At 73.5% G+C, this 24,425-nt stretch carries 26 protein-coding genes; 21 read left to right on the top strand and 5 right to left on the bottom strand.

Annotation, left to right across the window (positions count from 1 at the left end; translation table 11 throughout):
• Window positions 1–506, bottom strand: a 506-nt coding sequence (locus AC1DQC_RS16830; protein ID WP_477052383.1) for a DNA glycosylase family protein, incomplete at its 3' end; no start/stop codon positions are given.
• 65 nt (window positions 507–571) lie between these two features.
• Here AC1DQC_RS16830 and AC1DQC_RS16825 point away from each other — a divergent pair.
• Entirely contained in the window at window positions 572–1,468 is an 897-nt protein-coding gene (locus AC1DQC_RS16825) for a DUF72 domain-containing protein (protein ID WP_477052382.1), read from the top strand.
• Here the strand turns inward: AC1DQC_RS16825 and AC1DQC_RS16820 are convergent.
• Complete coding sequence (locus tag AC1DQC_RS16820) at window positions 1,455–1,823, bottom strand: RNA-binding S4 domain-containing protein (protein WP_477052381.1); 369 nt, start codon at window positions 1,821–1,823, stop codon at window positions 1,455–1,457. The genes AC1DQC_RS16825 and AC1DQC_RS16820 overlap by 14 nt on opposite strands.
• A 177-nt stretch (window positions 1,824–2,000) precedes the next feature.
• Between AC1DQC_RS16820 and AC1DQC_RS16815 the strand changes: the two genes are divergently transcribed.
• Entirely contained in the window at window positions 2,001–3,239 is a 1,239-nt protein-coding gene (locus AC1DQC_RS16815) for an amidohydrolase (RefSeq protein ID WP_477052380.1), read from the top strand.
• A gap of 123 nt (window positions 3,240–3,362) precedes the next feature.
• On the opposite strand, the gene pgi is transcribed toward AC1DQC_RS16815, so the two are convergent.
• Window positions 3,363–5,033: a glucose-6-phosphate isomerase gene (pgi, locus tag AC1DQC_RS16810; protein WP_477052379.1), complete on the bottom strand. Its 1,671-nt coding sequence runs from the start codon at window positions 5,031–5,033 to the stop codon at window positions 3,363–3,365.
• A 205-nt stretch (window positions 5,034–5,238) separates the two neighbouring features.
• Here pgi and AC1DQC_RS16805 point away from each other — a divergent pair, with 205 nt between their 5' ends.
• The 4 genes from AC1DQC_RS16805 to AC1DQC_RS16790 are packed head-to-tail and all read left to right on the top strand — an operon-like array spanning window position 5,239 to window position 8,292.
• Window positions 5,239–5,559: a hypothetical protein gene (locus AC1DQC_RS16805; RefSeq protein WP_477052378.1), complete on the top strand. Its 321-nt coding sequence runs from the start codon at window positions 5,239–5,241 to the stop codon at window positions 5,557–5,559.
• Window positions 5,556–6,440, top strand: a complete 885-nt coding sequence (locus AC1DQC_RS16800; RefSeq protein ID WP_477052377.1) for a PfkB family carbohydrate kinase — start codon at window positions 5,556–5,558, stop codon at window positions 6,438–6,440. The genes AC1DQC_RS16805 and AC1DQC_RS16800 overlap by 4 nt, the downstream gene beginning before the upstream one ends.
• 56 nt (window positions 6,441–6,496) lie before the next feature.
• Window positions 6,497–7,639: a sensor histidine kinase gene (locus AC1DQC_RS16795; RefSeq protein WP_477052376.1), complete on the top strand. Its 1,143-nt coding sequence runs from the start codon at window positions 6,497–6,499 to the stop codon at window positions 7,637–7,639.
• Entirely contained in the window at window positions 7,636–8,292 is a 657-nt protein-coding gene (locus tag AC1DQC_RS16790; RefSeq protein ID WP_477052375.1) for a response regulator, read from the top strand. Before AC1DQC_RS16795 ends, AC1DQC_RS16790 begins: the two co-directional genes overlap by 4 nt.
• Here AC1DQC_RS16790 and AC1DQC_RS16785 read toward each other — a convergent pair.
• Window positions 8,289–9,344 carry an LLM class flavin-dependent oxidoreductase gene (locus tag AC1DQC_RS16785; protein WP_477052374.1) on the bottom strand — a complete coding sequence of 352 codons (1,056 nt, stop codon included), beginning with the start codon at window positions 9,342–9,344 and terminating at the stop codon, window positions 8,289–8,291. The two genes, AC1DQC_RS16790 and AC1DQC_RS16785, sit on opposite strands and share 4 nt — an antisense overlap.
• Before the next feature lie 212 nt (window positions 9,345–9,556).
• On the opposite strand from AC1DQC_RS16785, the gene AC1DQC_RS16780 reads away from it, so the two are divergent.
• From AC1DQC_RS16780 to AC1DQC_RS16740, 9 genes are all read left to right on the top strand, one after another.
• Entirely contained in the window at window positions 9,557–10,732 is a 1,176-nt protein-coding gene (locus AC1DQC_RS16780) for an ROK family transcriptional regulator (protein WP_477052373.1), read from the top strand.
• An 86-nt stretch (window positions 10,733–10,818) separates the two neighbouring features.
• Window positions 10,819–12,147 carry an extracellular solute-binding protein gene (locus tag AC1DQC_RS16775; RefSeq protein WP_477052372.1) on the top strand — a complete coding sequence of 443 codons (1,329 nt, stop codon included), beginning with the start codon at window positions 10,819–10,821 and terminating at the stop codon, window positions 12,145–12,147.
• A 194-nt stretch (window positions 12,148–12,341) separates the two neighbouring features.
• Window positions 12,342–13,283: a carbohydrate ABC transporter permease gene (locus AC1DQC_RS16770; protein ID WP_477052371.1), complete on the top strand. Its 942-nt coding sequence runs from the start codon at window positions 12,342–12,344 to the stop codon at window positions 13,281–13,283.
• A gap of 47 nt (window positions 13,284–13,330) precedes the next feature.
• A complete protein-coding gene (locus AC1DQC_RS16765) occupies window positions 13,331–14,203 on the top strand; it encodes a carbohydrate ABC transporter permease (RefSeq protein ID WP_477052385.1) in 873 nt (290 codons plus the stop codon).
• Window position 14,204: 1 nt separating this feature from the next.
• Window positions 14,205–15,203: an ROK family protein gene (locus tag AC1DQC_RS16760; RefSeq protein WP_477052370.1), complete on the top strand. Its 999-nt coding sequence runs from the start codon at window positions 14,205–14,207 to the stop codon at window positions 15,201–15,203.
• Entirely contained in the window at window positions 15,203–15,985 is a 783-nt protein-coding gene (gene nagB, locus AC1DQC_RS16755; RefSeq protein ID WP_477052369.1) for a glucosamine-6-phosphate deaminase, read from the top strand. The genes AC1DQC_RS16760 and nagB overlap by 1 nt, the downstream gene beginning before the upstream one ends.
• A 73-nt stretch (window positions 15,986–16,058) precedes the next feature.
• Window positions 16,059–16,433 carry a DUF3039 domain-containing protein gene (locus AC1DQC_RS16750; protein ID WP_456844568.1) on the top strand — a complete coding sequence of 125 codons (375 nt, stop codon included), beginning with the start codon at window positions 16,059–16,061 and terminating at the stop codon, window positions 16,431–16,433.
• Window positions 16,430–18,241 (top strand): DEAD/DEAH box helicase, encoded by a 1,812-nt coding sequence (locus tag AC1DQC_RS16745; protein ID WP_477052368.1) that lies wholly within the window; start codon window positions 16,430–16,432, stop codon window positions 18,239–18,241. Before AC1DQC_RS16750 ends, AC1DQC_RS16745 begins: the two co-directional genes overlap by 4 nt.
• Before the next feature lie 273 nt (window positions 18,242–18,514).
• On the top strand, window positions 18,515–18,670 hold the full coding sequence (locus AC1DQC_RS16740) for a hypothetical protein (protein ID WP_477052367.1): 156 nt from the start codon (window positions 18,515–18,517) through the stop codon (window positions 18,668–18,670).
• A gap of 141 nt (window positions 18,671–18,811) precedes the next feature.
• Here the strand turns inward: AC1DQC_RS16740 and AC1DQC_RS16735 are convergent, their stop codons facing one another.
• Window positions 18,812–20,155, bottom strand: a complete 1,344-nt coding sequence (locus tag AC1DQC_RS16735) for a nicotinate phosphoribosyltransferase (protein WP_477052366.1) — start codon at window positions 20,153–20,155, stop codon at window positions 18,812–18,814.
• A gap of 71 nt (window positions 20,156–20,226) precedes the next feature.
• Here AC1DQC_RS16735 and clpS point away from each other — a divergent pair, with 71 nt between their 5' ends.
• The 6 genes from clpS to rdgB all read left to right on the top strand — a co-directional run bounded on the left by clpS (window position 20,227) and on the right by rdgB (window position 24,425).
• Window positions 20,227–20,520, top strand: coding sequence for an ATP-dependent Clp protease adapter ClpS (gene clpS, locus AC1DQC_RS16730; RefSeq protein ID WP_477052365.1), 294 nt, complete (start codon window positions 20,227–20,229; stop codon window positions 20,518–20,520).
• Window positions 20,520–21,170: a DUF2017 domain-containing protein gene (locus tag AC1DQC_RS16725; protein WP_477052364.1), complete on the top strand. Its 651-nt coding sequence runs from the start codon at window positions 20,520–20,522 to the stop codon at window positions 21,168–21,170. The genes clpS and AC1DQC_RS16725 overlap by 1 nt, the downstream gene beginning before the upstream one ends.
• A gap of 25 nt (window positions 21,171–21,195) precedes the next feature.
• Window positions 21,196–22,011 carry a glutamate racemase gene (murI, locus tag AC1DQC_RS16720; RefSeq protein ID WP_477052363.1) on the top strand — a complete coding sequence of 272 codons (816 nt, stop codon included), beginning with the start codon at window positions 21,196–21,198 and terminating at the stop codon, window positions 22,009–22,011.
• Complete coding sequence (locus AC1DQC_RS16715; protein WP_477052362.1) at window positions 22,008–22,796, top strand: MBL fold metallo-hydrolase; 789 nt, start codon at window positions 22,008–22,010, stop codon at window positions 22,794–22,796. The genes murI and AC1DQC_RS16715 overlap by 4 nt, the downstream gene beginning before the upstream one ends.
• Before the next feature lie 211 nt (window positions 22,797–23,007).
• Window positions 23,008–23,802, top strand: a complete 795-nt coding sequence (rph, locus tag AC1DQC_RS16710) for a ribonuclease PH (RefSeq protein ID WP_477052361.1) — start codon at window positions 23,008–23,010, stop codon at window positions 23,800–23,802.
• Window positions 23,799–24,425 (top strand): RdgB/HAM1 family non-canonical purine NTP pyrophosphatase, encoded by a 627-nt coding sequence (gene rdgB, locus AC1DQC_RS16705; RefSeq protein ID WP_477052360.1) that lies wholly within the window; start codon window positions 23,799–23,801, stop codon window positions 24,423–24,425. The genes rph and rdgB overlap by 4 nt, the downstream gene beginning before the upstream one ends.

Here is a 24,425-nt window from a genome sequence, read left to right as displayed (position 1 = left end):
GGCACGCGCAGGCCGGCGGGGGCGGGTCCGGGCGCGGGCGTGCCGTGCTGCCGGACCAGCCGCCGCCAGGCCGCCTTGGCGTCCAGGCCGACCACGCGCTGCTCGAGCACAGCGGGCACGAGCGCCTCGAACACGTTGCCCGACCGCGGGATGCGCAGCCCGGGCAGCCGGTGGTGCGCGTCGCGGACCACGGGGTGCCGTGCGGGGTCGAAGCCCGTCGCGTCGTCGCGGGCACCGAGCAGGTCGGGCACGCCCGCGAGGGCGCGCTCCGCGCCCGGTCCCCAGGCGGTGACGTGGATGCCGTCGCTGCGCCGCACCAGGTGCCGGGTCGCCGGGCCGTCGGGCGTCGTCGTGGCCTGCCAGACTGACCCGTCCGGGGCGAACAGCCACGCCGGGTCGCCCGCGCCGCGGCGCAGCGGACCGAGCGTGCGCCGCACGTCGACCGGCTCGGTCGGGCGGTACACCGACGCGAGCCAGGTCTGCTCGTCGGCCTCCGCGGGGATCACGGCACCACTATGCGCCGCGAGGACGACAACGCGTGCCTCGCGCCCACCCACGGCACACTGCCTGCATGACCATCCGCACCGGGATCTCCGGCTGGCGCTACCCGCCGTGGCGCAAGGTCTTCTACCCGCCCGGCCTGCCGCAGCGCCGGGAGCTGGAGTACGCCTCGCGGCGGCTGACGTCGATCGAGATCAACGGGTCCTTCTACTCGCTGCAGCGCCCGGAGAACTACACGACCTGGGCGGCCGAGACCCCCGACGGCTTCCTGTTCTCGGTCAAGGGTCCCCGGTTCGTCACGCACATGAAGAAGCTGACCGACGTCCGCGTGCCGGTCGCCAACTTCTTCGCCAGCGGCGTGCTCGCGCTCGGGCCGAAGCTCGGGCCCGTCCTCTGGCAGCTGCCGCCCAACCTCGGCTTCCATCCCGACAAGCTCGCGGCCTTCTTCGACCTCCTGCCGCGCAGCACGGCGGCCGCCGCGGAGCTCGCGACCCAGCACGACGAGCGGCTGGACGACAGGGCCTGGACCACGACCGACGCCGACCGGCCGCTGCGGCACGTGCTCGAGGTGCGGCACCCGACCTTCGAGGTGCCGGAGTTCGTCGAGCTCCTGCGCGCGCACGGCATCGGCGTCGTGGTCGCCGACGCCGCAGGCCGGTGGCCCGTGATCGAGGACGTCACGGCCGACCTGGTCTACGTGCGCCTGCACGGCGAGACAGAGCTCTACGCCAGCGGGTACGACGACGAGTCGCTCGACCGCTGGGCGGCGAAGGTACGGATCTGGGCGGCCGGCGGCACGCCCGCGGACGCGCGCACGCTGGCGGCACCCGCCGACCCGGCCCCCGAGCGGGACGTGTTCGTCTACTTCGACAACGACATCAAGGTCCGGGCCCCGTACGACTCGATGGCGCTCGCGGCCCGCCTGGGGGTCACGCCGGCGCCGGAGGACTCGCTCAGCGGCCCTTGAGCCGCTGGATGAGCCGCCGGTCGCGCTTGGTCGGCCGGCCCGCGCCGCGGTCGCGCTCGCCGGCGACGACGTGCTCCTTCGGCACCGGGGCGGGGGAGCGGTCGAGGTAGCAGGTCACCGCGACGGGGGCGCCGACGCGCTTCACCACCGTGCGCTGTACGACGACGATCCGCTCCCGCTCGCCGCCGCGGACGTGCACCTCGTCGCCGGGCACGACCATCGTCGCGGGCTTGGCACGGTCCCCGTTGACGCGCACGTGGCCGGCGCGGCAGGCGGCCGCCGCGGCGGACCGGGTGGCGAACAACCGCACCGCCCAGGTCCACGCGTCCACGCGCGCTCGCGTCACCTCAGCCACCAGCCGAGCCTCTCACGGCGGACGGACGACGAACGGGCCGCGCCCGACGAGCCGACGCGCACGGTCCGCAGCTGGTCCCGAACCCGGCATGGGTGCCGTGCCGTCGCGGGCAGACGGCACCCCTGTCGGGTTCGGCGTCGACTCTCGTGGGAAGGCGCCCCGACATACGGTGGAGCGATGACCACCACCTCTGCCCAGGTCGTCGCCGTCGTCGGCGGCTACGTCGTCCCCGTCGTCTCCGAGCCGATCGACGGCGGCACCGTGCTCGTCGTCGACGGGCGCATCACGGCCGTCGGCGCCGACGTCGAGGTGCCGGACGGCGCCCGGGTCATCGACGCGACCGGCCGCTGGGTGCTGCCGGGGTTCGTCGAGTCGCACGGGCACGTCGGCCTGCACGAGGAGGGCGAGGGGATGGCCGGCAACGACACCAACGAGATGACCACGCCCAACGCGGCGGCGGTCCGGGCGATCGACGCGATCAACATCGACGACGAGGGCTTCCGCGACGCGCTGATCGGCGGGATCACCTCGATCGTCGTGAAGCCGGGGTCGGGCAACCCGATCGGCGGGCAGTCCGTGGCGATCAAGGCGTGGGGCGGCCGGACGGTCGACGAGCAGGTGATCTCGGCGTCGGTGAGCGTGAAGTCGGCGCTGGGGGAGAACCCGAAGCGCGTCTACGGCGAGCGCAAGCAGACGCCGTCCACCCGGCTGGGCACGGCGCTCGTCATCCGCGAGGCCTTCACGAAGGCACGGCACTACGCGGCCGCGCGCGCCGCCGCGGCGACCAAGGGCGAGCCGTTCGCGACCGACCTAGCGCTGGAGACCCTCGCCCGGGTGCTCGACGGCGAGCTCGCCTGGGACCAGCACACGCACCGCCACGACGACATCGCGACCGCCCTGCGGCTCGCCGACGAGTTCGGCTACCGCCTCGTCATCAACCACGGCACCGAGGCGCACAAGATCGCCGACGTGCTGGCCGAGCGCGACATCCCGGTGATCTTCGGCCCGATGTTCACCACGCGGTCCAAGGTCGAGCTGCGCGACCGGGCCATCGCCAACCTGGCCACGCTGGCCGCCGCCGGGGTCCGGGTCGCGATCACCACCGACCACCCCGTGGTGCCCATCAACTTCCTCGTCCACCAGGCCACGCTCGCGGTGAAGGAGGGGCTCCCGCGGCAGACCGCTCTCGAGGCGCTGACCGTGAACCCCGCCGCGTTCCTGCGACTGGACGAGCGGGTCGGCGCGCTGGCCCCCGGGCTCGACGGCGACGTCGTCGTGTGGTCCGGGGACCCCCTCGACGTGGCGTCCCGCGCCGAGCACGTGCTCATCGACGGCCGGACCGTCTACACCTGGGACGACGCCGCCGGCCGCGGCGTGGTGGTGGAGCGCGGCACGCGCTTCACCGACCCGAGCTAGCGCCAGCCGCGACCGCCCGACGAGCGGTCGAGGGCCAACGAGGCGACTTCGTCCTGCTGGGCAGGACGAAGTCGTCTCGATCACGTCAGCGGCGCGGTCAGGGGCCGCCGGGCTGCGGGACCGTCAGTCGCGTAGCTCCAGGTACTTGCTGATCAGGGAGCGGGTCGACGGGTCCTGCGTGGCGAGCGCGTCGGTGTCGCCCTGCACCGCCGAGGCGATCTCGAGCGCGAGCTTCTTGCCCAGCTCGACGCCCCACTGGTCGAACGAGTCGATGCCCCACACGACGCCCTCGACGAACGTGATGTGCTCGTACAGCGCGATCAGCTGGCCGAGCACGCTCGGGGTCAGGGCCGGCGCGAGGATCGACGTGGTGGGTCGGTTCCCGGAGAACACGCGCGCGGGCACGATGTCCTCGGCCGTGCCCTCGGCGCGCACCTCGTCGGCGGTCTTGCCGAAGGCCAGGGCCTTGGTCTGCGCGAAGAAGTTGGCCAGGAACAGGCTGTGCACGTCGACGCCGCCGTCCTGCAGCGGGTGCGCCGGGTTGGCGACCGCGATGAAGTCGGCCGGGATCAGGCGCGTGCCCTGGTGGATCAGCTGGTAGAACGCGTGCTGGCCGTTGGTGCCGGGCTCGCCCCAGAACACCTCGCCGGTCTGCGTGGTGACGGGCGTGCCGTCCCAGCGCACCGACTTGCCGTTCGACTCCATCGTCAGCTGCTGCAGGTAGGCGGGGAACCGGTGCAGGTACTGCGCGTACGGCAGGACCGCGTGGGTGTGCGCACCGAGGAAGTTGACGTACCAGATGTTCAGCAGGCCCATGAGGACGGGCACGTTCGCCGCGAACGGCGTGGAGGCGACGTGCTCGTCGACCGCGTGGAACCCGGCGAGGAAGTCCCGGAAGGCGTCGGGCCCGATCGCGACGGCCAGGGAGGTGCCGATGGTCGAGTCGACCGAGTACCGGCCGCCGACCCAGTCCCAGAACCCGAACGCGTTGGCGGGGTCGATGCCGAAGGCGGCGACCTTGTCGAGCGCCGTGGAGAYCGCCACGAAGTGCCGGGCGACCGCCGCGTTCCGGGACTCGTCGTCGTCGGGGGTGCCCAGCTGCTCCCAGAGCCAGGCGCGGGCGAGGCGGGCGTTGGTCAGCGTCTCCAGCGTGCCGAACGTCTTGGACGCGACGATGAACAGCGTGGTTGCGGGGTCGAGGCCCTTGACCGTCTCCGCGAGGTCGCTGGGGTCGATGTTGGAGACGAACCGGACCTCGAGCCCGTCCTGCACGTAGGGCTTGAGCGCCTCGTACGCCATCACGGGGCCCAGGTCGGAGCCGCCGATGCCGATGTTGACGACGGTCCGCACCCGCGAACCCGTCACGCCGGTCCACTCGCCGGAGCGGACCTTGTCGGCGAACGCGAACATCTTGGTGAGCTCCGCCTGCACGTCGCGGTCGATGTCCTGACCGTCCACCGCGAGCGACGGCGAGGCGCCCGGCGGGCGGCGCAGCGCGGTGTGCAGCACCGCACGGTCCTCGGTGACGTTGATGTGGTCGCCGCGCAGCATCGCCTGGAGGCGGTCGGCCAGGCCGACCTCGTCCGCCAGGCGCGTGAGCAGCGCGACGGTCTCGTCGGTGACCAGGTTCTTGGACAGGTCCACCGTGAGGTCGGCGAGCGGGAGGGTCAGGCGGGCGGCGCGCTCGGGGTCGGCGGCGAACCAGCCGCGCAGGTCCGGCGAGAGCGTCGACTCGTGGGCGCTGAGCTCCTGCCAGGCGGTCGTGGTCGTGGCGTCGATGGGCTGCGTGGACACGGTGTTCCCTCTCTGCCGGCGTCCGCCCGGCCGCGCGGAGGCGCGGTGGGCGTGCGGCGGGTGTGCGGAGTGCTGCGCGACGGCGGTCGCGACGTCGGGCTGGCTCCACCGTATTGCGCGAGCACGGCCCGTCGCACCGCACGGCGGACATGCGGACCGGCCGCGACGTCGGAATCGGCGCACCCGCCCGGTTAGGTTGGGCGACATGTCTGCGATCCCCACCGCCGTCGTCGCCGCGCTCACCCTCGTGGTCGGGTTCGCCGTCGCCGAGCTCACCGGCGTGCGCGCCCTGGGCGGCGTCGTCCTGGTCGCCGGCGTGCTCTGGTGCGCGGTCCGCGCGCGGGCGGCCGGCTGGTGGCGCGTCGGCGCCGTCGTGCTGGTCGGCGCGGTGTGCTTCGCAGGATCGCACCTGCTGGGGCGCGCGATCGACGCCTGGCCGGCCGTCGTCGTGGCCGCGCTGGTGCTGGGAGTGGCGACGTACGCGCTGGTGGACGTGCCGGTCCGGGAGCCGGCGACGACGAGGTGACCGACGCGCTCCTGGTCTGCTGCGGCCTGGCGACGCTCGACGTCGTGCAGGTGGTCGACCGGCTGCCCCGCGCCGACGAGAAGGTGGTCGCGCGCCGGCTCGACGTGACGTTCGGCGGCCCGGCGGCCAACGCGGCGGCGACCGCCGCGGCGCTCGGCGTCCGCACGCGCCTGGTGACCGCGCTCGGTTCGGGTCCGGTCGCCGACCTCGTCCGGGACGGGCTCGTCGCGGCCGGCGTCGAGGTCGTCGACCTGCTCGCGGGACGGCCCGGCGCGCCCGCGGTCTCGACCGTGCTGGTGACGGCCGGGACCGGGCAGCGGGCCGTCGTGTCCGTCAACGCGACGGGCGTGGGCGCCCTCGAGGCACCGGGGCCGGACGCGCTCGACGGAGCGACCGCCCTGCTGGTCGACGGGCACCACCTCGAGGTCGGGCTCGCGCTCGCGACCGCGGCGCACCACCGCGGGGTCCCCGTGCTGCTGGACGGCGGCAGCTGGAAGCCGGGGCTGGAGCGGCTCCTCGCCGTCGTCGACCACGCGGTCCTGTCCGCCGACTTCGCACTGCCCGACCGGCCTGCGGAGCCGGAGGACCTCCTGGACCTGGTCGCGGCCCTCGGGCCCCGGAACGTCGCCCGGTCGGCCGGCGCGGGGCCGGTGCTCGTCAGGACCTCGTCAGCCGCCGGGGGCGTCTCGTGGTCCCGCATCGATCCGCCCGAGGCGGAGGTGGTCGACACGCTGGGCGCCGGCGACGTGCTGCACGGCGCGACCGCCGCGAGCCTGGCCGACGGCGCGGGGATCGTCGCCGCGCTGACCGAGGGGGTCCGCAGGGCGTCGGAGTCGGTGCGGTGGCCGGGGGCGCTGGGGTGGGTGCGCGCGTCGGGCTGACGGCGTAGGCCGTTCGGTCGAGCCGCGCGGTGCACTGCGGTGCCTAGGCTGCACGCGTGATCCCCGACGCCCTCCGTCCGCTGTGGACGGCGCCCCGGCCTCCGGGCGCGCCGGCGCGCGTCTGGCGGGACTGGGTGCTGGTCGTCCTGCTGGTGCCGACCGCCGTGCTCGAGACGCTGCACCGCAACGACGTGCCGTGGAAGCCCGCCTCGCTGGCCGTGGCCCTCGTGACCGTCGTGGCGGTGCTGTGGCGGCGGACGCACCCGCTCGCGGTCACCGTCGTGGTGTTCGGCAGCCTGGCGGTCGTCGACGCGGCCGCCCTGGTGGCCGGGGTGGGCGAGTGGGGGCTCTACGCGTCGGTCTGCCTCCTGCTGGTCCCGTACGCGCTGGTCCGCTGGGGGAGCGGGCGGGAGATCGTGCTGGGGCTGGGCGTCGTCCTGGTCGCGCTGGCCCTCGGGATCGCCGGTCACTGGACCGGCATCGGGGACGCCGTGCTCGAGGTCGTCTTCCTGCTCTCCCCGGCCGGCATCGGCGCCTGGGTGCGCTACGGCGCCACGGCGCGCCTGCGCGAGCAGGACCAGGTGCGGCTGCGCGAGCGCGAGCAGCTCGCGCGGGAGCTGCACGACACCGTCGCCCACCACGTCTCGGCGATCGCCGTGCGTGCCCAGGCGGGCCGGGTGGTCGCGGCGACGGACCCGCAGGCGGCGCTCGACGCCCTGCGGCTCATCGAGACGGAGGCCTCGCGCGCGCTCACCGAGATGCGCCTCATGGTCGGCGCGCTGCGCGACGGTGCCGCGCCCGAGCTGGCGCCGCAGCAGGGGATCGCGGACCTCGAGCGGCTCGCGCGGGCCGTCGGCGGGCCGCCGCGCGTCGAGCTGGAGCTGTCCGGGGACCTGGACGACCTGCGGCCGGCGGTCGGCGTCGCGGTGTACCGGCTGGCCCAGGAGTCGATCACGAACGCGCTGCGCCACGCCCGGCACGCCTCGCGGATCGACGTGCGCCTCGTCGGTGACGACGACAGCGTGCGGCTCACGGTGGTCGACGACGGCGAGGCGCCCACCCGCACGGGGACGGGCTACGGGCTCGTGGGGATGACCGAGCGCGCCGCCCTCCTCGGCGGCACGCTCGACGCGGGGCCGGGTCCCGACCGCGGGTGGGCGGTCGCCGCCGTGCTGCCGAAGGTGGGGGCGGTCCGATGACGATCCGCGTGCTGGTGGCCGACGACCAGGAGATCGTCCGCACGGGCCTGGCGATGATCCTCGCGGCGCAGCCCGGGATCGAGGTGGTCGCGCAGGTCGCCGACGGGCGGCAGGCGGTGGCGCGGGCGCGCGAGCTGCGACCCGACGTGTGCCTGCTCGACATCCGCATGCCGGAGATGGACGGCATCGAGGCCACGCGACGGCTGGCCGGGCCGGACGTGGCCGACCCGCTCGCGGTCGTCGTCATCACCACGTTCGACCTCGACGAGTACGTGCACGGCGCGCTGCGGGCGGGCGCGCGGGGCTTCCTGCTCAAGGACGCCGGTCCCGAGCTGCTGGTCCAGGCGGTGCACGCGGCGGCGGCCGGCGACGCCCTCATCGCGCCGAACGTCACGGTCCGCCTGCTCGCCGCGTTCGCGGCGGGCGGGGACGGGCAGCCGCCTGCTCAGCCCATCGCCCCGCTGACGGTCCGCGAGGAGGAGGTGCTGGTCACCGTCGCGCGCGGCAGGACGAACTCCGAGATCGCCGACGAGCTGCACATCAGCCTCGGCACGGTGAAGACCCACCTCGGCAGCCTCATGGACAAGCTCGGGGCCCGGAACCGCGTGGAGCTCGCGATGTGGGCGTACGAGACGGGCCGGATGGGCCGCTAGCCGGCGAGCGCCTCGCGGACCAGCGGCGCGACCCGCGTGCCCAGCAGCTCGATCGAGCGCAGCGACTCGGCCTGTGGGACGCCGGAGAGGTCCATCTGGAACGACTGCCGGTCGTGGTGCAGCACCTCGTGGAGGGCGACGATCCGCTCGGCGATCTGCTCGGGCTCGCCGACGAAGTACGCGCCGCCGCGCGCGGCCTGCGACTCGTAGGAGATGCGGTTGGGCATCGGGAAGCCGCGCTCCGACGAGATGCGCCGCATCGACTCCAGCCAGTACGGGTAGAAGAAGTCCCGCGCCGCCTTGCCGTCCTCCGCGAAGAAGCCCATGCCGGCCACCGAGACGAAGCGGTCCTCCGGGGGGTGCCCGGACTCGGCGTGCGCGCGGCGGTACAGGTCGACCAGCGGCGCGAACTGGGCGGGCTGCCCGCCGATGATCGCGTAGCTGATGGGCAGCCCCAGCACCCCGGCGCGCACCGACGACTGCGGGTTCCCGCCGGTCGCCACGGCGATGCGCAGGTGCTGCCCGCGGCCGGGGTGGTCGAACGGGCGGGGGAGGACCAGGGCGTCGTCGAGGGCGGGCCGGAACCGTCCCTGCCACGTGGTCCGCTCGGCGGCGTCGAGCCGCAGGAGCAGCTGGATCTTCTCGTCGTAGAGGTCGTCGTAGTCGTCGAGGGACGCGCCGAACAGCGGGTAGGACTCGATGAACGACCCGCGGCCCGCCAGCAGCTCGACGCGACCCTCCGACAGCAGGTCCATGGTCGCGAACTGCTGGTAGACGCGGACGGGGTCCTCGGTCGACAGGACCGTGACGGCGCTGCCGACGGTGAGCCGGGAGGTCTGCGCGAGGGCGGCGGCGATGACCGTCGACGGCGACGAGATCGCGTAGTCGGGCCGGTGGTGCTCGCCGATCCCGACGTAGTCGAGCCCCACCTCCTCGGCCAGGCGCACCCGTTCGAGCACCTCGCGGATGCGCTGACCGGGGGAGACCTGACTGCCGGTCGTGGGGTCGGGGTGGACGTCGCCGAACGTGTACAGGCCGAGTTCCATGACCATGCGAACGCATCGACCCCACCGCCTGTTCCCGGCGTTCCCGCAGGTCGCAGCGTCGGCGCAGGTCATGACGGTGGGTGCGTTCCCACGGCGCAGCGATGAATCGTTACGGCTGTGTCATCCCATGAGTCGGCCCGGTGAACGTCCGGTCACGATGTGGTCACGGTCACAGAAGTGAGTTGACTTCGATTAGTAAGGAAGGTCTACTAACAAACGTGACAGCGACCACGCAGCCCCTCGCGGCAGCCCGCGGAGTCGGTCGGGCCCTGCGCCCGACCGGCAAGGTGCTGCCCGAGCACGCTCGTGCGCACAACCGCTCGCTCGTCCTCGCGCACCTGTTCCACATCGGCCCCGCGTCCCGCGCCGACATCGCCCGCAGCACGGGGCTCACCCGCGTGACGGTGTCGGGCCTGGTGGCGGACCTCATCGCCGAGGGCCTGGTCGAGGAGCTCGGCGTCCGCGTCGAGGGCAAGGTGGGCAAGCCCGCGACGCTCGTCGGGATGCGGACCGCCGACTTCCAGATCATCGCCGTGGACCTCACCGACGACTCGCGCCTGCTGGGCGCCGTGATGACCCTGGTGGGCGGCGTGGTCGACCGGCGTTCCGTCGCCCTCGAGGGCCGCACCGGCGACGCGGCGGCCGACCTGCTCGAGAACCTCTGCCGGGACCTGCTCGCCGCCGCGACCCGGCCGGTCATCGGTGTCGGCATCGCGTCGCCGGGCGTCATCGACCTCGCGGGCACCGTCGTCCAGGCCCCGAACCGGGGCTGGTACGACCTCCCGCTCGCCGCGAACCTCACGCAGGCGCTGGGCGTCCCCGTGCACGTGGCCAACGACGCCAACACCCGCGCGCTCGGCGAGTTCACCTACGGCTCCGCCGCCGGGTCGGGCTGCATGGTGGTGACGATCGGGGAGGGCGTCGGCGCCGGGATCGTCGTCGACGGTGCCCTGGTCCTCGGCCGGCACCACGCCGCGGGCGAGATCGGCCACGTGACCGTCGTCGACGGCGACGTGCGCGACGAACCACCGCTCGACTGCGCGTGCGGCCGCTCCGGCTGCCTCGAGACCGTGCTCAGCGTCCCGGCCCTGCGCCGCCGGACCGCCGGTCTGTCCCCCGAAGACTCCGACGCCGCGCTGGCGTCGGTCGGACGGCTGCTGGGCATCGCCCTGGCACCCGTCGTGAGTGCGCTCGACCTCGCCGAGGTCCTGCTCTCCGGTCCGCCGGAGCTGCTGGACGGACCTCTGCGCGACTCGGCGCTCGCCACCGTCCGTGCGCGGACCATGCCCGTCATCGGGCACGGCCTCGCGCTGCGGATGGGATCCCTCGACGAGGACGGGGCTCTCGCTGGTGCGGCGGTCCTGGTCCTGTCAGGCCAGCTGGGGGTCTCGTGACGACCCCCAGCCGGCCCCTTGCAGGTCGGAAGAAACCCCCGGCGACGCCGTCCGGCGCTCGTCTCGCTCACGGGAGGAACCCCAACGTGAAGATCCTACGTTTCGCGGCCGTCGGCGTGGCGGCCGCGCTCACGCTCGCGGCCTGCGGCAACGGCGACGACGCTGGCGACGACGCCAGCACGCCCGCCGGCACGCCGGAGCCCGCCACCATCAAGCTCTGGCTCAACGGCACGGACACCCCGCAGGCGCTGCGCGACTACCTCACCACGACCTTCGAGTCGGAGAACCCCGGCTCCAAGCTCGTCATCGAGGAGCAGGACTGGAGCGGGCTCGTCCCGCGCCTGCAGACCGCGCTGGCCTCCGAGGACCAGACGCCTGACGTCGTCGAGATCGGCAACACGCAGTCGCCGACCTTCACCTACGCCGGTGCGTTCGCCGACATCTCGGACATGTACGACGAGCTGGGCGGCGAGAAGCTGCTCCAGGGCTTCGTCGACGCCGGTAGCGCGGACGGCAAGTTCTACGCCGCCCCGTACTACTCCGGTGCGCGTGCCGTGTTCTACAACAAGGACGCGTTCGCCGCGGCCGGCGTCGAGGTGCCGACCACGCTCGACGAGTTCACCGAGGTGGCCAAGAAGCTCCAGACGGACACGCAGTCCGGCTTCTGGCTCCCCGGCCAGGACTGGTACAACGGCGCCGCCTGGATCTACACCAACGGTGGCGACCTCGCGGTCAAGGACGGCGACTCCTGGAAGGGCGCGCTCTCCTCGCCGGAGTCCATCAAGGGCCTCGAGGAGGTCCAGGACCTCTTCAAGAACGCCACGCACGCCCCGGCCGACAGCGACTCGAACGAGCCCTGGGTCCCGTTCAACGCCGGCCAGGCTGCCATGTTCTCCGCGCCGACCTGGGCGCGCTGGAGCATCGACCTGCCCGCCTGCAACAAGGGCGTCGCAGCCGACGACAAGTCGGACGCGGCCAAGGCGCTGCTGACCGAGCAGCAGGCCTGCAACGAGGAGCACACCGGTGTCTTCCCGCTGCCGGGCCTCGACGCCGGCTCGTACGCGACGGGCTTCGCCGGTGGCTCGAACATCGCCATCGCGGCGAAGTCGAAGCACCCGGAGCTGGCCAAGAGCCTCCTGAAGATCATCTTCACGGCGGACTTCCAGAACCAGCTGGGCCAGAACGGCCTCATCCCGGGCAACACGGAGTACGCGGACTCGATGGGTGACGACGTGTACGCCAAGGCCGCCGTCGCGGCCGCGCTCAACGCCAAGCTCACGCCGGCGGCCGAGAAGTGGGCCGACGTCGAGGGCGACCGCATCCTGGAGGACTTCTTCCAGAAGCTCGCCACCGGTGCCGACGTCAAGGAGAGTGCCGCTGCGACGGACAAGCTCCTCGAGGACGCGCTGAACTGATCCGGCTCCGGCCGGCCGCCTCCCCACCCGGGGCGCGGCCGGCCGGGACCTGATCGGCCGGACGACCTCCGGCCGATCGCTCCGCTCGACGATCAACGGTCCACCGGTCCTCGATCGGCGGACCACCTGATCCGGGCACGACCGGGCCTGCCTCCGCGGGCCGGCCCGGTCGTGCCACCAGACAGGAGTTCCCCATGGCAGCCTCTGCCCCCGCGCTGCAGCAGGACGACGTCGCCGTCGCCTTCCCGCGCCGCCGCCGCCGCAAGCTCGGCGTGTACGGCCTGCTCGTCCCCGCCGCCGTCCTCATGGGCGTCGCCCTCGGCTACCCGCTGATCCGCCAGTTCGTCATCTCCTTCCAGGAGTACGGGCTGCGCCAGCAGTTCGGTCAGCCCGCCGAGTGGGTCGGGCTGCAGAACTACACCGACCTCCTGACGGACCCCTACGTGTGGGCCGTCATCGGACGCTCGATCGCCTTCTGCCTGGTCAACGCCGCCGTGACCATGCTCATCGGCATCGCGTTCGCCGTGCTCATGTCGCGGATCGGGACCGCCCCGCGCATCACGCTGCAGGTCTCGCTCCTGCTCGCCTGGGGCACCCCGGTGCTCGCGTCGATGACCGTCTGGCAGTGGCTCTTCGACTCGCAGTACGGCGTCATCAACTGGGTGCTGGCCCACGTGTTCGGCATGGAGGACATGGCCGGCCACTCGTGGATCATCCAGCCGCTGTCCTTCTACTTCGTCGCGACGGTCATCGTCGTGTGGATGTCCGTGCCGTTCGTCGCGTTTTCCGTCTACGCGGGCCTGCTGCAGGTCCCCGAGGAGACGATGGAGGCCGCCCAGCTCGACGGCGCCTCGTCGCGCCAGCGCTTCTGGAACATCACGATCCCCATGATCCGGCCGGTGCTCTCGATCGTGCTCCTGCTGCAGGTCATCTGGGACCTCAAGGTGTTCACACAGATCTACGTGCTCCAGCGGGCCGGCGCGCCGACGCGCGAGACCAACCTGCTGGGCACCCTCATCTACTCCTACGCCAAGGAGTTCTCGCTGGCCGGTGCGCTCGCCACGATCATGCTGGTGCTGACGCTCGCCCTCACCGGGTTCTACATCCGGCAGATGCTGAAGGAGGACGAGCTGTGAGCGCCGTCGACGTTCCCGCACCCGCGCCACAGGCGACGCCGCAGGAGATCTCGCTCCGCACGGCGCCGAAGTCCTCCGAGGCGGGCCGGGCCCAGTCGCGCGGCGGTCGTCGCGCGCTCGGCATCCTGGCCGTGGTCCTCGCGATCCTGTGGGTCTTCCCCATCTACTGGATGATCAACAGCGCGTTCCTGCCGCTGAACAAGCTGCAGACGCCGGACCCGACGTTCTTCCCGCTGGGCGGCACGCTCTCGAACTTCCGGCGGGTGCTCAACGACCCGACGTTCTGGGCGGCGATGCGCATCTCGCTCGCGGTCGTCGTCATCGTGCTGATCGCGGCGCTGATCTTCGCGTTCCTCGCCGCGCTGGCGGTGAGCCGGTTCCGGTTCCGCGGCCGCAAGGGCTTCATCCTCACGATCCTGGTCGTGCAGATGATCCCCGCCGAGGGTCTGTTCATCTCGCAGTACCAGATGCTCGACGGCTGGAACCTGGTGAACAAGGTCGCCGGCCTGGCGCTCGTCTACACCGCCGCGATCCTGCCGTTCACCATCTGGATGCTGCGCGGGTTCGTCGCCGGGGTGCCGATCGAGCTCGAGGAGGCCGGCATGGTCGACGGGCTGTCGCGCACGGCAGCCTTCTTCCGGATCACGTTCCCGCTGCTCGCACCCGGCCTGGTCGCCGCCGGCGTCTACGGCTTCCTGCAGGCGTGGAACGAGTACACCCTCGCCCTCGTCGTCATGACCGACCCCACGCAGCGCACGCTCCCGCTGTGGCTGCAGGGGCTCGTCGAGTCCAACCGCGCCACCGACTGGGGCGTCGTCATGGCCGGGTCCGCGCTGATCGCGATCCCCGTCATCGTGTTCTTCCTGTTCGTGCAGAACAAAATGACGTCCGGGCTCGTCGCGGGTGCGGTGAAGGGCTGACGTGAGCACGCAGGGGATCCCGACGCCGCAGGGGCGGGCGTCGGACGGGAACGCACGTCCGTGGTCGGTCGGGCTCGACGTCGGCGGCACCAAGGTGCTCGGCGTGCTGCTCGACGCCGACGGCGTGGCGCGCCACCAGCTCCGGTCGGCGACCGTCGGCGGCGTGGACGGGGTGGTCGACACGATCGTGTCGGTGGTCGAGGAGCTCGCCGCGAGCGCCGGAGTGCCGGTCGCGGAGCTGGCGGGCGTCGGGATCGGCCTGCCCGGCGTGGTCGACGCCGCCGACGGCACCGTCGAGCACGCGGTCAACCTCGGCATCGAGAGCCGCACGCCGCTCGCCGCCCTCGTGGCCGCGCGGCTGGGTCTGCCCGTCCGCGTGGAGAACGACCTCACGGTCGCCGTCGTCGGCGCCGCGCACACGGTCGACGGGCGTCGCGCCGCGGCCGACGCCGACGTCGTGCACGACCTGGCGTTCCTGGCGCTCGGGACGGGCCTCGCCGCCGGCCTGCTGCTCGAGGGCCGCCTGCGGCGCGGCTCGACGGGCGGCGCGGGGGAGATCGGGCACCTGACGCTGGTCCCCGGCGGCCTGCCCTGCAAGTGCGGCCAGGCGGGCTGCCTCGAGCAGTACGCGTCGGGCTCGGCGCTCGACGCCGCGTGGCCCAGCCGCTACGGTCGGCCGGCGCCGGAGGAGCTCTTCGTCGCGGCGGAGGCCGGCGACCCGCGGGCGGTCGAGATCCGCGACCAGTTCGCCTGGGCGGTCGCCTCGGCGGTCCGGATCCTGGTGCTGACCTGTGACGTCGAGCTCGTCGTCATCGGCGGTGGCGTCAGCGCGCTGGGGCAGCCGCTGCTGCGGGCGGTCACCGCGGAGCTCGAGCGCGAGGCGCAGGCGTCGCCGTTCCTCGCGTCGATGGGGTTGGCCAGGCGCGTCAGCCTCGCGCCCGCCGACGTGCCGGTCGGCGCCGTCGGAGCCGCCCTGCTGGGCAGAGGGGAGTACGTCTGATGGAGGTCGTCATCGCACCCGGCCCGGAGCTGGGCCGGCTCGCCGCCGCCGCGATCGAGCAGCTGGTGCGCGACCAGCCCGACGCCGTCCTGGGTCTGGCCACGGGCTCGAGCCCGCTGGCCGTCTACGACGAGCTCGCGCGCCGGCACGCCGAGCACGCGCTCTCGTTCGCGCGCGTCCGCGCCTTCATGCTCGACGAGTACGTCGGCCTGGCCGCCGACCACCCGCAGCGCTACCGCAACGTCATCGACACGGAGATCGCCTCGCGCGTCGACTTCGCGCCGGGCGCCGTGCAGGGCCCGGACGGGCTGGCCGAGGACCTGGTCGCGGCGTGCGCGGCGTACGAGGAGGCGATCGAGGCGGTCGGCGGGGTCGACCTGCAGCTGCTCGGCATCGGCACGGACGGGCACATCGCCTTCAACGAGCCCGGTTCGTCGCTGGCGTCGCGCACCCGGATCAAGACGCTCACTCGCCAGACGCGCGAGGACAACGCCCGGTTCTTCGACGACGACATCGACCAGGTGCCGCAGCACTGCCTCACGCAGGGCCTGGCGACGATCATGTCCGCGCGCCACCTCGTGCTGCTGGCCACCGGCAAGGGCAAGGCCGAGGCCGTGCACCAGCTGGTCGAGGGCCCGGTCAGCGCCATGTGGCCGGCGACGATCCTGCAGCACCACCCGCACGTCACCGTGCTCGTCGACGACGCCGCCGCGAGCCGCCTCCAGCTGGCCGACTACTACCGCGAGACCTTCGCGTCGAAGCCGGACTGGCAGGGGCTCTGAGGGGTCGTCCGGTGACCTTCCGCACGCCGGACCCAGCCGGTCGGCGTCGGAGCCCCGACGTACACTCGTGGCCATGAGCGAGCCCCTGCCTCCGAGCACCGGACCCGACGACCCGTTCTCTTCCGACCCGGGTACGTCGACCAGCGTGCTGGAGCGCGAGGAGACCCGCGAGCAGGTCGAGCCGGGGGACCACGAGCGCTTCGCGCACTACGTGCGCAAGGAGAAGATCCTCGACTCCGCGCTCAGCGGCAAGCCCGTGATCGCGCTCTGCGGCAAGGTGTGGGTGCCGGGTCGTGACCCGAACAAGTTCCCCGTCTGCCCGGTGTGCAAGGAGATCTACGAGGGTCTTCGTGAGCCGCAGGACGGCGACAAGAACGAGGGCGGCAAGGGTTCCGGCGGCGGCCGGAAGTGGGGCTTCGGCCGCAACCCCGGCAGCGGCGGCGCGTGACGGCGGCCCCGCGCCCGTCCTCCCTCCCGTCGACCCACGCGTCCTCGTCCGCGGCCTCCCAGCTGCCGCCGGCGTTCCCGGCGCGTGCGCCGTGGGGGACGGCGGGCAAGCTGCGCGCCTGGCAGGCCGAGGCGATCGAGCAGTACCGGACGTCCAACCCCCGCGACTTCCTGGCGGTCGCGACGCCGGGGGCCGGCAAGACGACGTTCGCCCTGCGCATCGCGACCGAGCTGCTCGAGGCGAAGCTGGTCCGCCGGGTCACGGTGGTGGCGCCCACGGAGCACCTCAAGCGGCAGTGGGCCGACGCGGCCGCGCGCGTGGGGATCACGCTCGACCCCAACTTCAGCAACGCCCAGGGGCGGCACGGGCACGGGTTCGACGGCGTCGCCGTGACCTACGCCCAGGTGGCCAGCAAGCCCGCGCTGCACGCGGCGCGGACGGCGGCGGCGCCCACCCTCGTGATCCTCGACGAGGTGCACCACGGCGGGGACGCGCTGTCCTGGGGCGACGCGGTGCGCGAGGCGTTCGAGGGTGCCACGCGCCGGCTCGCGCTGACCGGGACGCCGTTCCGCTCCGACACCGCGGCGATCCCGTTCGTGCGGTACGACCGCGACAACCAGGGCATCCGGCGGAGCGTCGCGGACTACACGTACGGCTACGGCGACGCGCTGCGCGACCACGTGGTGCGGCCGGTGATCTTCCTGTCGTACAGCGGCTCGATGCGCTGGCGCACCAAGGCGGGCGACGAGATCAGCGCCCGGCTGGGGGAGCCGCTCACCAAGGACATCACCGCGCAGGCGTGGCGCACGGCGCTGGACCCGAACGGCGAGTGGATCCCCAGCGTGCTCGCGGCCGCGGACCGCCGGCTGTCCGAGGTCCGGCGGGCCATCCCCGACGCGGGCGCGATGGTCATCGCGACCGACCAGACGGACGCCCGCGCGTACGCCGGTCACCTCGCCCGGATCACCGGCAAGTCGCCCACGGTCGTGCTGTCGGACGACGACGGCGCGAGCGACCGGATCGACGAGTTCTCCGCGGGCGACTCCCGCTGGCTGGTCGCCGTGCGCATGGTGTCGGAGGGCGTCGACGTGCCGCGGCTTGCCGTGGGCGTGTACGCGACGAGCACCGCGACGCCCCTGTTCTTCGCCCAGGCGGTCGGCCGGTTCGTGCGTGCCCGGCGCCGGGGCGAGACCGCGTCGGTGTTCCTGCCCAGCGTCCCGCAGCTGCTCGGCCTGGCCCACACGCTCGAGCTCGAGCGCGACCACGCCCTCGACCGGCCGAAGACGCTGGAGGAGCAGGGCGTCGACGTCGGCCTGGACGACGACGCGCTGGCCGAGGCGAACCGCGAGCGCAACGGACCGGACGAGCTCGGGCCGGACGGCAAGCAGGGCGCGTTCGAGGCGCTCGAGGCGCAGGCGTCGTTCGACCGCGTGCTGTTCGACGGCGGCGAGTTCGGCACGGGCGCGGAGATGGGCTCGGAGGAGGAGCTCGACTTCCTCGGCCTGCCCGGGCTGCTCGACGCGGACCAGGTCTCGGCGCTACTGCGGCAGCGCCAGGCCGACCAGATCAGCGGCCGGAAGAAGGCGCCGGAGCCGCTGGCCGAGATGGACCACCGCAAGCAGGCGGAGCTCCGCAAGGAGCTGTCGCAGCTGGTCGGTGCCTGGGCGCGCAAGAGCGGCCAGCCGCACGGCTCGGTCCACAACGAGCTGCGCCGACGGTGCGGCGGACCCGAGGTCGCGCTGGCCGACCCGGACCAGCTCACCGCTCGGGTGGCGATGGTGCGCGGGTGGTTCGTCGGCAAGCGGTGAGGCTGCACGGCCTCCGCGCTCGATGAGCATCGCGCAATTACATCTTTCACCCGCACGGCCGCAAGGCGCATCTCACTAGGTGGACATGCCAAAAACGAGGTAAAGTCGCAGGTCACGGCCCTGGACGCGCGACCACATAGCATTTCGGTTCGCCCGCGCAACTTTTCTCTCGACGTGCCGAGCGCGGCTTCCCCTGCCAGATTTGTTCTGTGACACACGGCCCCGGGTACCCCCGGACGCCGGATCGGTGACCACAGATCGAAAGGGTCAACCATGCCTACCTGGCTCATTCTCATTCTCGTCGGTGTCGTCCTCGTCGTCCTCGGCGTCGCGACCAACATCGGCTCGTTCCTGATCTGGATCGGCGTGATCGTTCTCGTGATCAGCCTGATCCTCGGGCTCGTCGGCCGGGGCCGCTCGCGCGTCTAGCTCGGCCGGGTGACGGTGGGGGCGTGCCGATCGCCGGGTCTCCCGGCCTCCCGCCCCGCCGCACCACACCGGCCACCCCGCCGTCCGCGCCTGAGGCGGACGGCACGCAGTCCGCAGTACCGACGCTGCGGCTCGGGCCCCTCAGTCCCCGAGCCGCAGCGTCACGGTCGGCACCGCTGCCTCGTCGGCAGACAGCCGTCGCGCCCCGCGCGGCAGCTCGTCCCGCGAGGCGCGGTGCCTTTCCGTTGCCCGGCGGACACCGTCCGGGCCCACCCACCGGGTGTCGACCGCCCCGTCCTGCACGAGCGGGACGTGCAACGGCCGCAACGACGCGTCCGTGGGCGTCCAGCTCCGCACAGCCTCGTCGGGACCCTCCACCAGCACCTCCTCCACGGCCCGCCCGTCCGCCCCGCGCCGCCGCGCGGCGGCCTTGCGGCCGCCCACGCTCACCTTGCCGAACGCGGACTTGGCCACGGGCGCGAGCGCCCCGTCGGCGCCCTCCCGGGCGACGAGCTTGTAGACCATCCCGCAGGTGGGAGCCCCCGAGCCCGTGACCACCGACGTCCCCACGCCGTAGGAGTCCACGGGCGCCACCGCGAGCGCGGCGATGGCGTACTCGTCGAGGTCGGACGTCACCGTGATCTTCGTGCGCCGCGCACCGGCCTGGTCCAGCTGGGCGCGGACCTCCTGCGCGAGGACACCGAGGTCGCCGGAGTCCAGCCGCACCGCGCCGAGCTCCGGACCCGCCACGGCCAGGGCCAGCTCGACGCCGCGCCGGACGTCGTAGGTGTCGACCAGCAGCGTGGTGCCCACGCCCTGCGCGGCGATCTGGGCGGCGAACGCGGCCGCCTCGTCGTCGTGCAGCAGCGTGAACGCGTGCGCCGCCGTGCCGATGGTCGGCAGGCCGTAGCGCCGCCCGGCCTCGAGGTTCGACGTGCCGACGAAGCCCGCGACGACCGCCGCCCGCGCAGCCGCGACCGCCGCCTCCTCGTGCGCGCGCCGCGAGCCCATCTCCAGGACGGGTCGGTCCACCGCGGCGCTGGTCATCCGGGACGCCGCCGACGCCACCGCCGAGTCGTAGTTGAGGATCGAGAGCACGAGCGTCTCCAGCAGGACCGCCTCGGCGAAGGTGCCCTCGACCACCATGACGGGCGACGAGGGGAAGAAGGCCTCGCCCTCGGCGTAGCCCTCGATCGACCCGGTGAACCGGTAGCCGGACAGGAAGGCCAGCGTGGCGTCGTCGACCACCCGCGCGTCGGCCAGCCAGTCCAGCTCCGCCGCGCCGAACCGGAACCGGTCCAGCGACTCCAGCACGCGGCCCGTGCCCGCCAGCACGCCGTACCGGCGGCCGTGCGGCAGCCGGCGCGTGAACACCTCGAACACGCACCGGCGGTGCGCCGTGCCGTCGGCCAGGGCGGCCTGCAGCATGGTGAGCTCGTACCGGTCGGTCAGGAGCGCGGCGCTGGGCGCCTGCGGGGCCGTCATGGGCCCAACGTAGGCGGGTGGGCCGTCGCGCGCGTGCCCACCCGACGCGTCCCGCGCCTACAGTGGGCCGCGTGCCAGTGCAGACCCTCCCCGACGCCAGCGTCGAGGAGGCTCAGGAGGCCTCGGTCGCCGACCCGTGGGTGACGATCGTGTGGAACGACCCGGTCAACCTCATGAGCTACGTGACGTACGTGTTCGAGTCGTACTTCGGGCATCCGCGCGCCAAGGCCGAGCGGCTCATGCGCCAGGTGCACGAGCAGGGGCGGGCGGTGGTCTCGACGGGATCGCTCGAGGCGATGGAGGTCGATGTGCAGGCGATGCACGGGTTCGGGCTCTGGGCGACGCTGCAGCGCAGCGGTCAGTGATGCGCGGCTTCAAGCGCCGCCGCGGGATGTACGCCGCGCGCCTGGACGCCGACGAGCGTGAGGTGATCGCCGCCCTGGTTGCCGACGTCGCCGAGCTGCTGGGCGCCGGCCGGCTCGAGGCCCCCGGGGCCGGCACGCTCCCGGCCGCCGACGGCTCGCCGCGCATGAGCCTGGAGCCGCTGGCGCCGCCGACCGACCCGGCGGTGCGCCGCCTCCTGCCCGACGCCTCGCGGGACGACCCGGCGGTCGCCGCCGAGTTCCGCCGGCTCACCGAGGACGACCTGCGGGACGACAAGATCGGCCGCCTGACCCGGCTCTGGGTGGCGCTGACCACCCGGACCGAGGGCTGGCGGGCGGACGCGTTCGTGGTCGACCCCGACGACGCGAAGGACGTCGCGGCGTCGTTGACGGACCTGCGGCTGGTGCTCGCCGAGCGCCTCGACATCCGCACCGACGAGCAGGCCGAGCGGCTGTACGAGGCGCTGCTGGTCTCCCCGCAGGCCGAGGTCGAGGGAGTGCCCGAGATCCTCGACCCGGCGGCCCGCCGCTACCTCGTCGCCGTGTACGGCGCGCTGAGCTGGCTGCAGGAGTCGCTGGTCGAGCTGCTGCTGCACGACCTGCGCGCCCCCGGGCGCCGGGCCGGACCGTGAGCGTGCAGCGGTTAGGCTCGTGCGCGTGAACGACGCCCCCATCGGCATCTTCGACTCCGGCGTCGGTGGCCTCACCGTGGCGCGGTCGATCCTCGACCAGCTCCCGCAGGAGTCCACCCTCTACATCGGTGACACCCTCAACACGCCGTACGGCAGCAAGCCGCTCGCCGCGGTGCGCGCGCACGCGCTCGAGGTCATGGACGACCTGGTGGACGCGGGCGTCAAGCTGCTCGTCATCGCGTGCAACACGGCGTCGTCGGCGATGCTGCGCGACGCCCGCGAGCGGTACACGCTGCGCCGCGGCATCCCCGTCGTCGAGGTGATCCTCCCCGCCGCCCGGCGCGCGGTGGCCGCCACTCGCTCGGGGAGGATCGGGGTCATCGCGACCAAGTCCACGGTCGAGTCGCGCTCGTACGACGACGCCTTCGCCGTGGCGCCCGGCATCGAGCTGACCACGCAGGCCTGCCCGCAGTTCGTGCCGCTGGTCGAGGCCGGCATCACGTCCGGCCCCGAGGTGCTCGCCGTGGCCCGCGAGTACCTCGAGCCGGTCCGTGCGGCGGGCATCGACACCCTCGTCCTGGGATGCACGCACTACCCGCTGCTCACGGGCGCGATCTCCTACGTCATGGGCGAGGAGGTCACGCTGGTGTCGAGCGCCGAGGAGACGGCCAAGGACGTCTACCGCACGCTCGTCGCGCACGACCTGGAGCGCGACGCCGCCGCGGGTCCGCCCACCCACCGCTTCCTGGCCACCGGCGACCCGGCCCAGTTCCGCACCCTCGCGCGGCGGTTCCTCGGCCCCGAGGTCGAGACCGTCGAGTCCAGCGCGGCCCTGCGATGAGGCTCACGGTCCTCGGCTGCGCCGGCTCGTTCCCCGGCCCCGACTCGGCCGCGTCGGGGTACCTGGTGGCGGCGGACGACGCCGACGGCCGCACCTGGACCGTGCTGCTCGACCTCGGCAACGGCGCGCTCAGCGCGCTGCAGCGGTATGGCGACCCCACCGCGCTGGACGCCGTCGGGCTGTCCCACCTGCACGCCGACCACGTCGCCGACATGGTGGTGCTCAACGTCCTGCGCCGGTACCACCCGGGGGGCCCCTGCACACCCGTCGTCGTGCACGGCCCGGTCGGGACCTCGGAGCGGCTGGCCCAGCTCTCCGGCAAGGACCCGGCCACCAGCACCGACGCCCAGTTCGACGTCGTCGAGTGGCGAGTCGGGTCGCCGGTCACCGTTGGCCCACTGACGCTGGAGCCCGTGCCCGTCGAGCACCCGATCCCCGCGTTCGGCATCCGCGTCTCGGGCCCGAGCGACCACGACCCCGCGCAGACGGTCACCCTGGCCTACACGGGGGACACCGACGCCTGCTCGGGTCTCGACGCCCTCGCCGACGGCGCCGACCTGCTGCTGTCCGAGGCCGCGTACCTCGAGGGGCGCGACGACGCCCTGCGCGGCGTCCACCTCACGGGTCGGCGCGCGGGCGAGGCCGCGGCGCGAGGGCGCGTCGGGAAGCTGGTGCTCACGCACATCCCCGCGTGGAACGACCCCGCGATCACCCTCGCCGAGGCCCGCGCCGTCTACGACGGCCCGACGGACCTGGCCCAGCCGGGCGCGGTCCACATCCTCTGACCCCTTTCTCGGTAACGTCCGCGCTTCTTGGGGTCCTAGTGCGTACCAACGCGGACGTCCCGGAACCGTCTCCGCAACGTCCGCGCTTCTTGGGGTCCCAGGGCGTACTAGCGCGGACGTCCTGACCCGTGCCTCACGTCCGGGCCTCTCCGGCGGCGGGTGTGCTGAACGGCGGCGGGGTCTGTCCGGGTGCGCGGTTAGGCTCGGCGCCATGACTTCTGCTCCCTCCACCTCCTCCCTCGCACGCGTGCGCGCCGACGGCCGCGCCCCCGACGAGCTGCGTCCGGTGACCCTGACCCGCGGGTTCCTCGAGGCGGGCGAGGGCAGCGTCCTCGTCGAGTTCGGCGGCACCAAGGTGCTCTGCGTGGCGTCGTTCACACCGGGCGTGCCGCGCTGGAAGAAGGGGTCCGGCGAGGGCTGGGTCACGGCCGAGTACTCGATGCTCCCGCGGGCGACGTCCAGCCGGTCGGACCGCGAGTCGGTGAAGGGCCGCGTGGGCGGTCGCACGCACGAGATCTCGCGCCTGATCGGTCGGTCGCTGCGCGCGATCATCGACGTGTCGGCGCTGGGCGAGAACACGATCGTGCTCGACTGCGACGTCCTGCAGGCGGACGGCGGCACCCGGACGGCGTCGATCACCGGCGCGTACGTGGCGCTGGCCGACGCGGTCGCGTGGGCGGTCGAGAACAAGCACATCCCCAAGAGCAAGATGGTGCTGCGGGACTCGGTGGCCGCGGTGAGCGTCGGCATCGTCGACGGGCTGCCCGTGCTCGACCTGCCCTACGTCGAGGACGTCCGCGCGGAGACCGACATGAACGTCGTGGTCACCGGCTCGGGCACGTTCGTCGAGGTCCAGGGCACCGCCGAGCACGCGCCGTTCGACCGCTCGGAGCTCGACTCGCTGCTCGACCTCGCGGTCGCGGGCACCGCCCAGCTGACGGCGCTGCAGGTCGCGGCGCTGGCGTCGGCCCCCGGGGACGGGTCGGCCACGCGGTCCGCGCGGTGACCGCCCCGCTGGGCGCGCGGCTGGTGCTGGCCACGCACAACGCGCACAAGGTGGGCGAGCTGCGCGCGATCCTCGCGCCCGTGCTGCCGGGGCTCGACCCCGCGTCGGTGGTCGGCGCGCGGGACGTCGGCGCCCCCGAGCCGGTCGAGGACGGCGTGACGTTCACCGAGAACGCGCTGATCAAGGCGCGGGCGCTGGCGCAGTTCACGGGCCTGCCCGCGGTCGCGGACGACTCGGGGCTGGCCGTCGACGTCCTTGGCGGGGCGCCCGGCATCTTCTCGGCCCGGTGGGCCGGCCGGCACGGCGACGACTCGGCGAACCTGGCGCTCCTGCTCGCGCAGCTGGCCGACATCGCCGAGCCGCACCGCGGTGCCCGCTTCGTGTGCGCGGCCGCGCTGGTGACCCCCGACGGGTTCGAGCACGTCGAGACCGGCACTCTCGAGGGCGTCCTCGCGACCGAGCCCCGCGGCGCGGGCGGCTTCGGGTATGACCCGATCCTCGTGCCGACCGGCGAGACCCGGTCCTGCGCCGAGCTCACGCCGCAGGAGAAGAACGCGATCAGCCACCGCGGCACGGCGTTCCGCGCGCTCGTCCCCACGCTCGTGCGGGTGCTCGGCGGATGA

It is taken from the genome of Cellulomonas sp. P4_H12 (assembly GCF_056400905.1).
This window is presented reverse-complemented; position numbering and strand designations above follow the sequence as displayed.

What these genes read in the sequence shown, in the direction of transcription:
- AC1DQC_RS16750 (WP_456844568.1), top strand. Translation starts at nt 16,059, where the DNA reads ATGAGCGAGCCCCTGCCTCCGAGCACCGGACCCGACGACCCGTTCTCT.
- AC1DQC_RS16735 (WP_477052366.1), bottom strand. Translation starts at nt 20,155, where the DNA reads ATGACGGCCCCGCAGGCGCCCAGCGCCGCGCTCCTGACCGACCGGTAC.
- rph (WP_477052361.1), top strand. Translation starts at nt 23,008, where the DNA reads ATGACTTCTGCTCCCTCCACCTCCTCCCTCGCACGCGTGCGCGCCGAC.
- AC1DQC_RS16785 (WP_477052374.1), bottom strand. Translation starts at nt 9,344, where the DNA reads ATGGTCATGGAACTCGGCCTGTACACGTTCGGCGACGTCCACCCCGAC.
- AC1DQC_RS16815 (WP_477052380.1), top strand. Translation starts at nt 2,001, where the DNA reads ATGACCACCACCTCTGCCCAGGTCGTCGCCGTCGTCGGCGGCTACGTC.
- AC1DQC_RS16715 (WP_477052362.1), top strand. Translation starts at nt 22,008, where the DNA reads ATGAGGCTCACGGTCCTCGGCTGCGCCGGCTCGTTCCCCGGCCCCGAC.
- AC1DQC_RS16770 (WP_477052371.1), top strand. Translation starts at nt 12,342, where the DNA reads ATGGCAGCCTCTGCCCCCGCGCTGCAGCAGGACGACGTCGCCGTCGCC.
- AC1DQC_RS16790 (WP_477052375.1), top strand. Translation starts at nt 7,636, where the DNA reads ATGACGATCCGCGTGCTGGTGGCCGACGACCAGGAGATCGTCCGCACG.
- AC1DQC_RS16805 (WP_477052378.1), top strand. Translation starts at nt 5,239, where the DNA reads ATGTCTGCGATCCCCACCGCCGTCGTCGCCGCGCTCACCCTCGTGGTC.
- AC1DQC_RS16825 (WP_477052382.1), top strand. Translation starts at nt 572, where the DNA reads ATGACCATCCGCACCGGGATCTCCGGCTGGCGCTACCCGCCGTGGCGC.
- AC1DQC_RS16725 (WP_477052364.1), top strand. Translation starts at nt 20,520, where the DNA reads ATGCGCGGCTTCAAGCGCCGCCGCGGGATGTACGCCGCGCGCCTGGAC.
- AC1DQC_RS16740 (WP_477052367.1), top strand. Translation starts at nt 18,515, where the DNA reads ATGCCTACCTGGCTCATTCTCATTCTCGTCGGTGTCGTCCTCGTCGTC.
- nagB (WP_477052369.1), top strand. Translation starts at nt 15,203, where the DNA reads ATGGAGGTCGTCATCGCACCCGGCCCGGAGCTGGGCCGGCTCGCCGCC.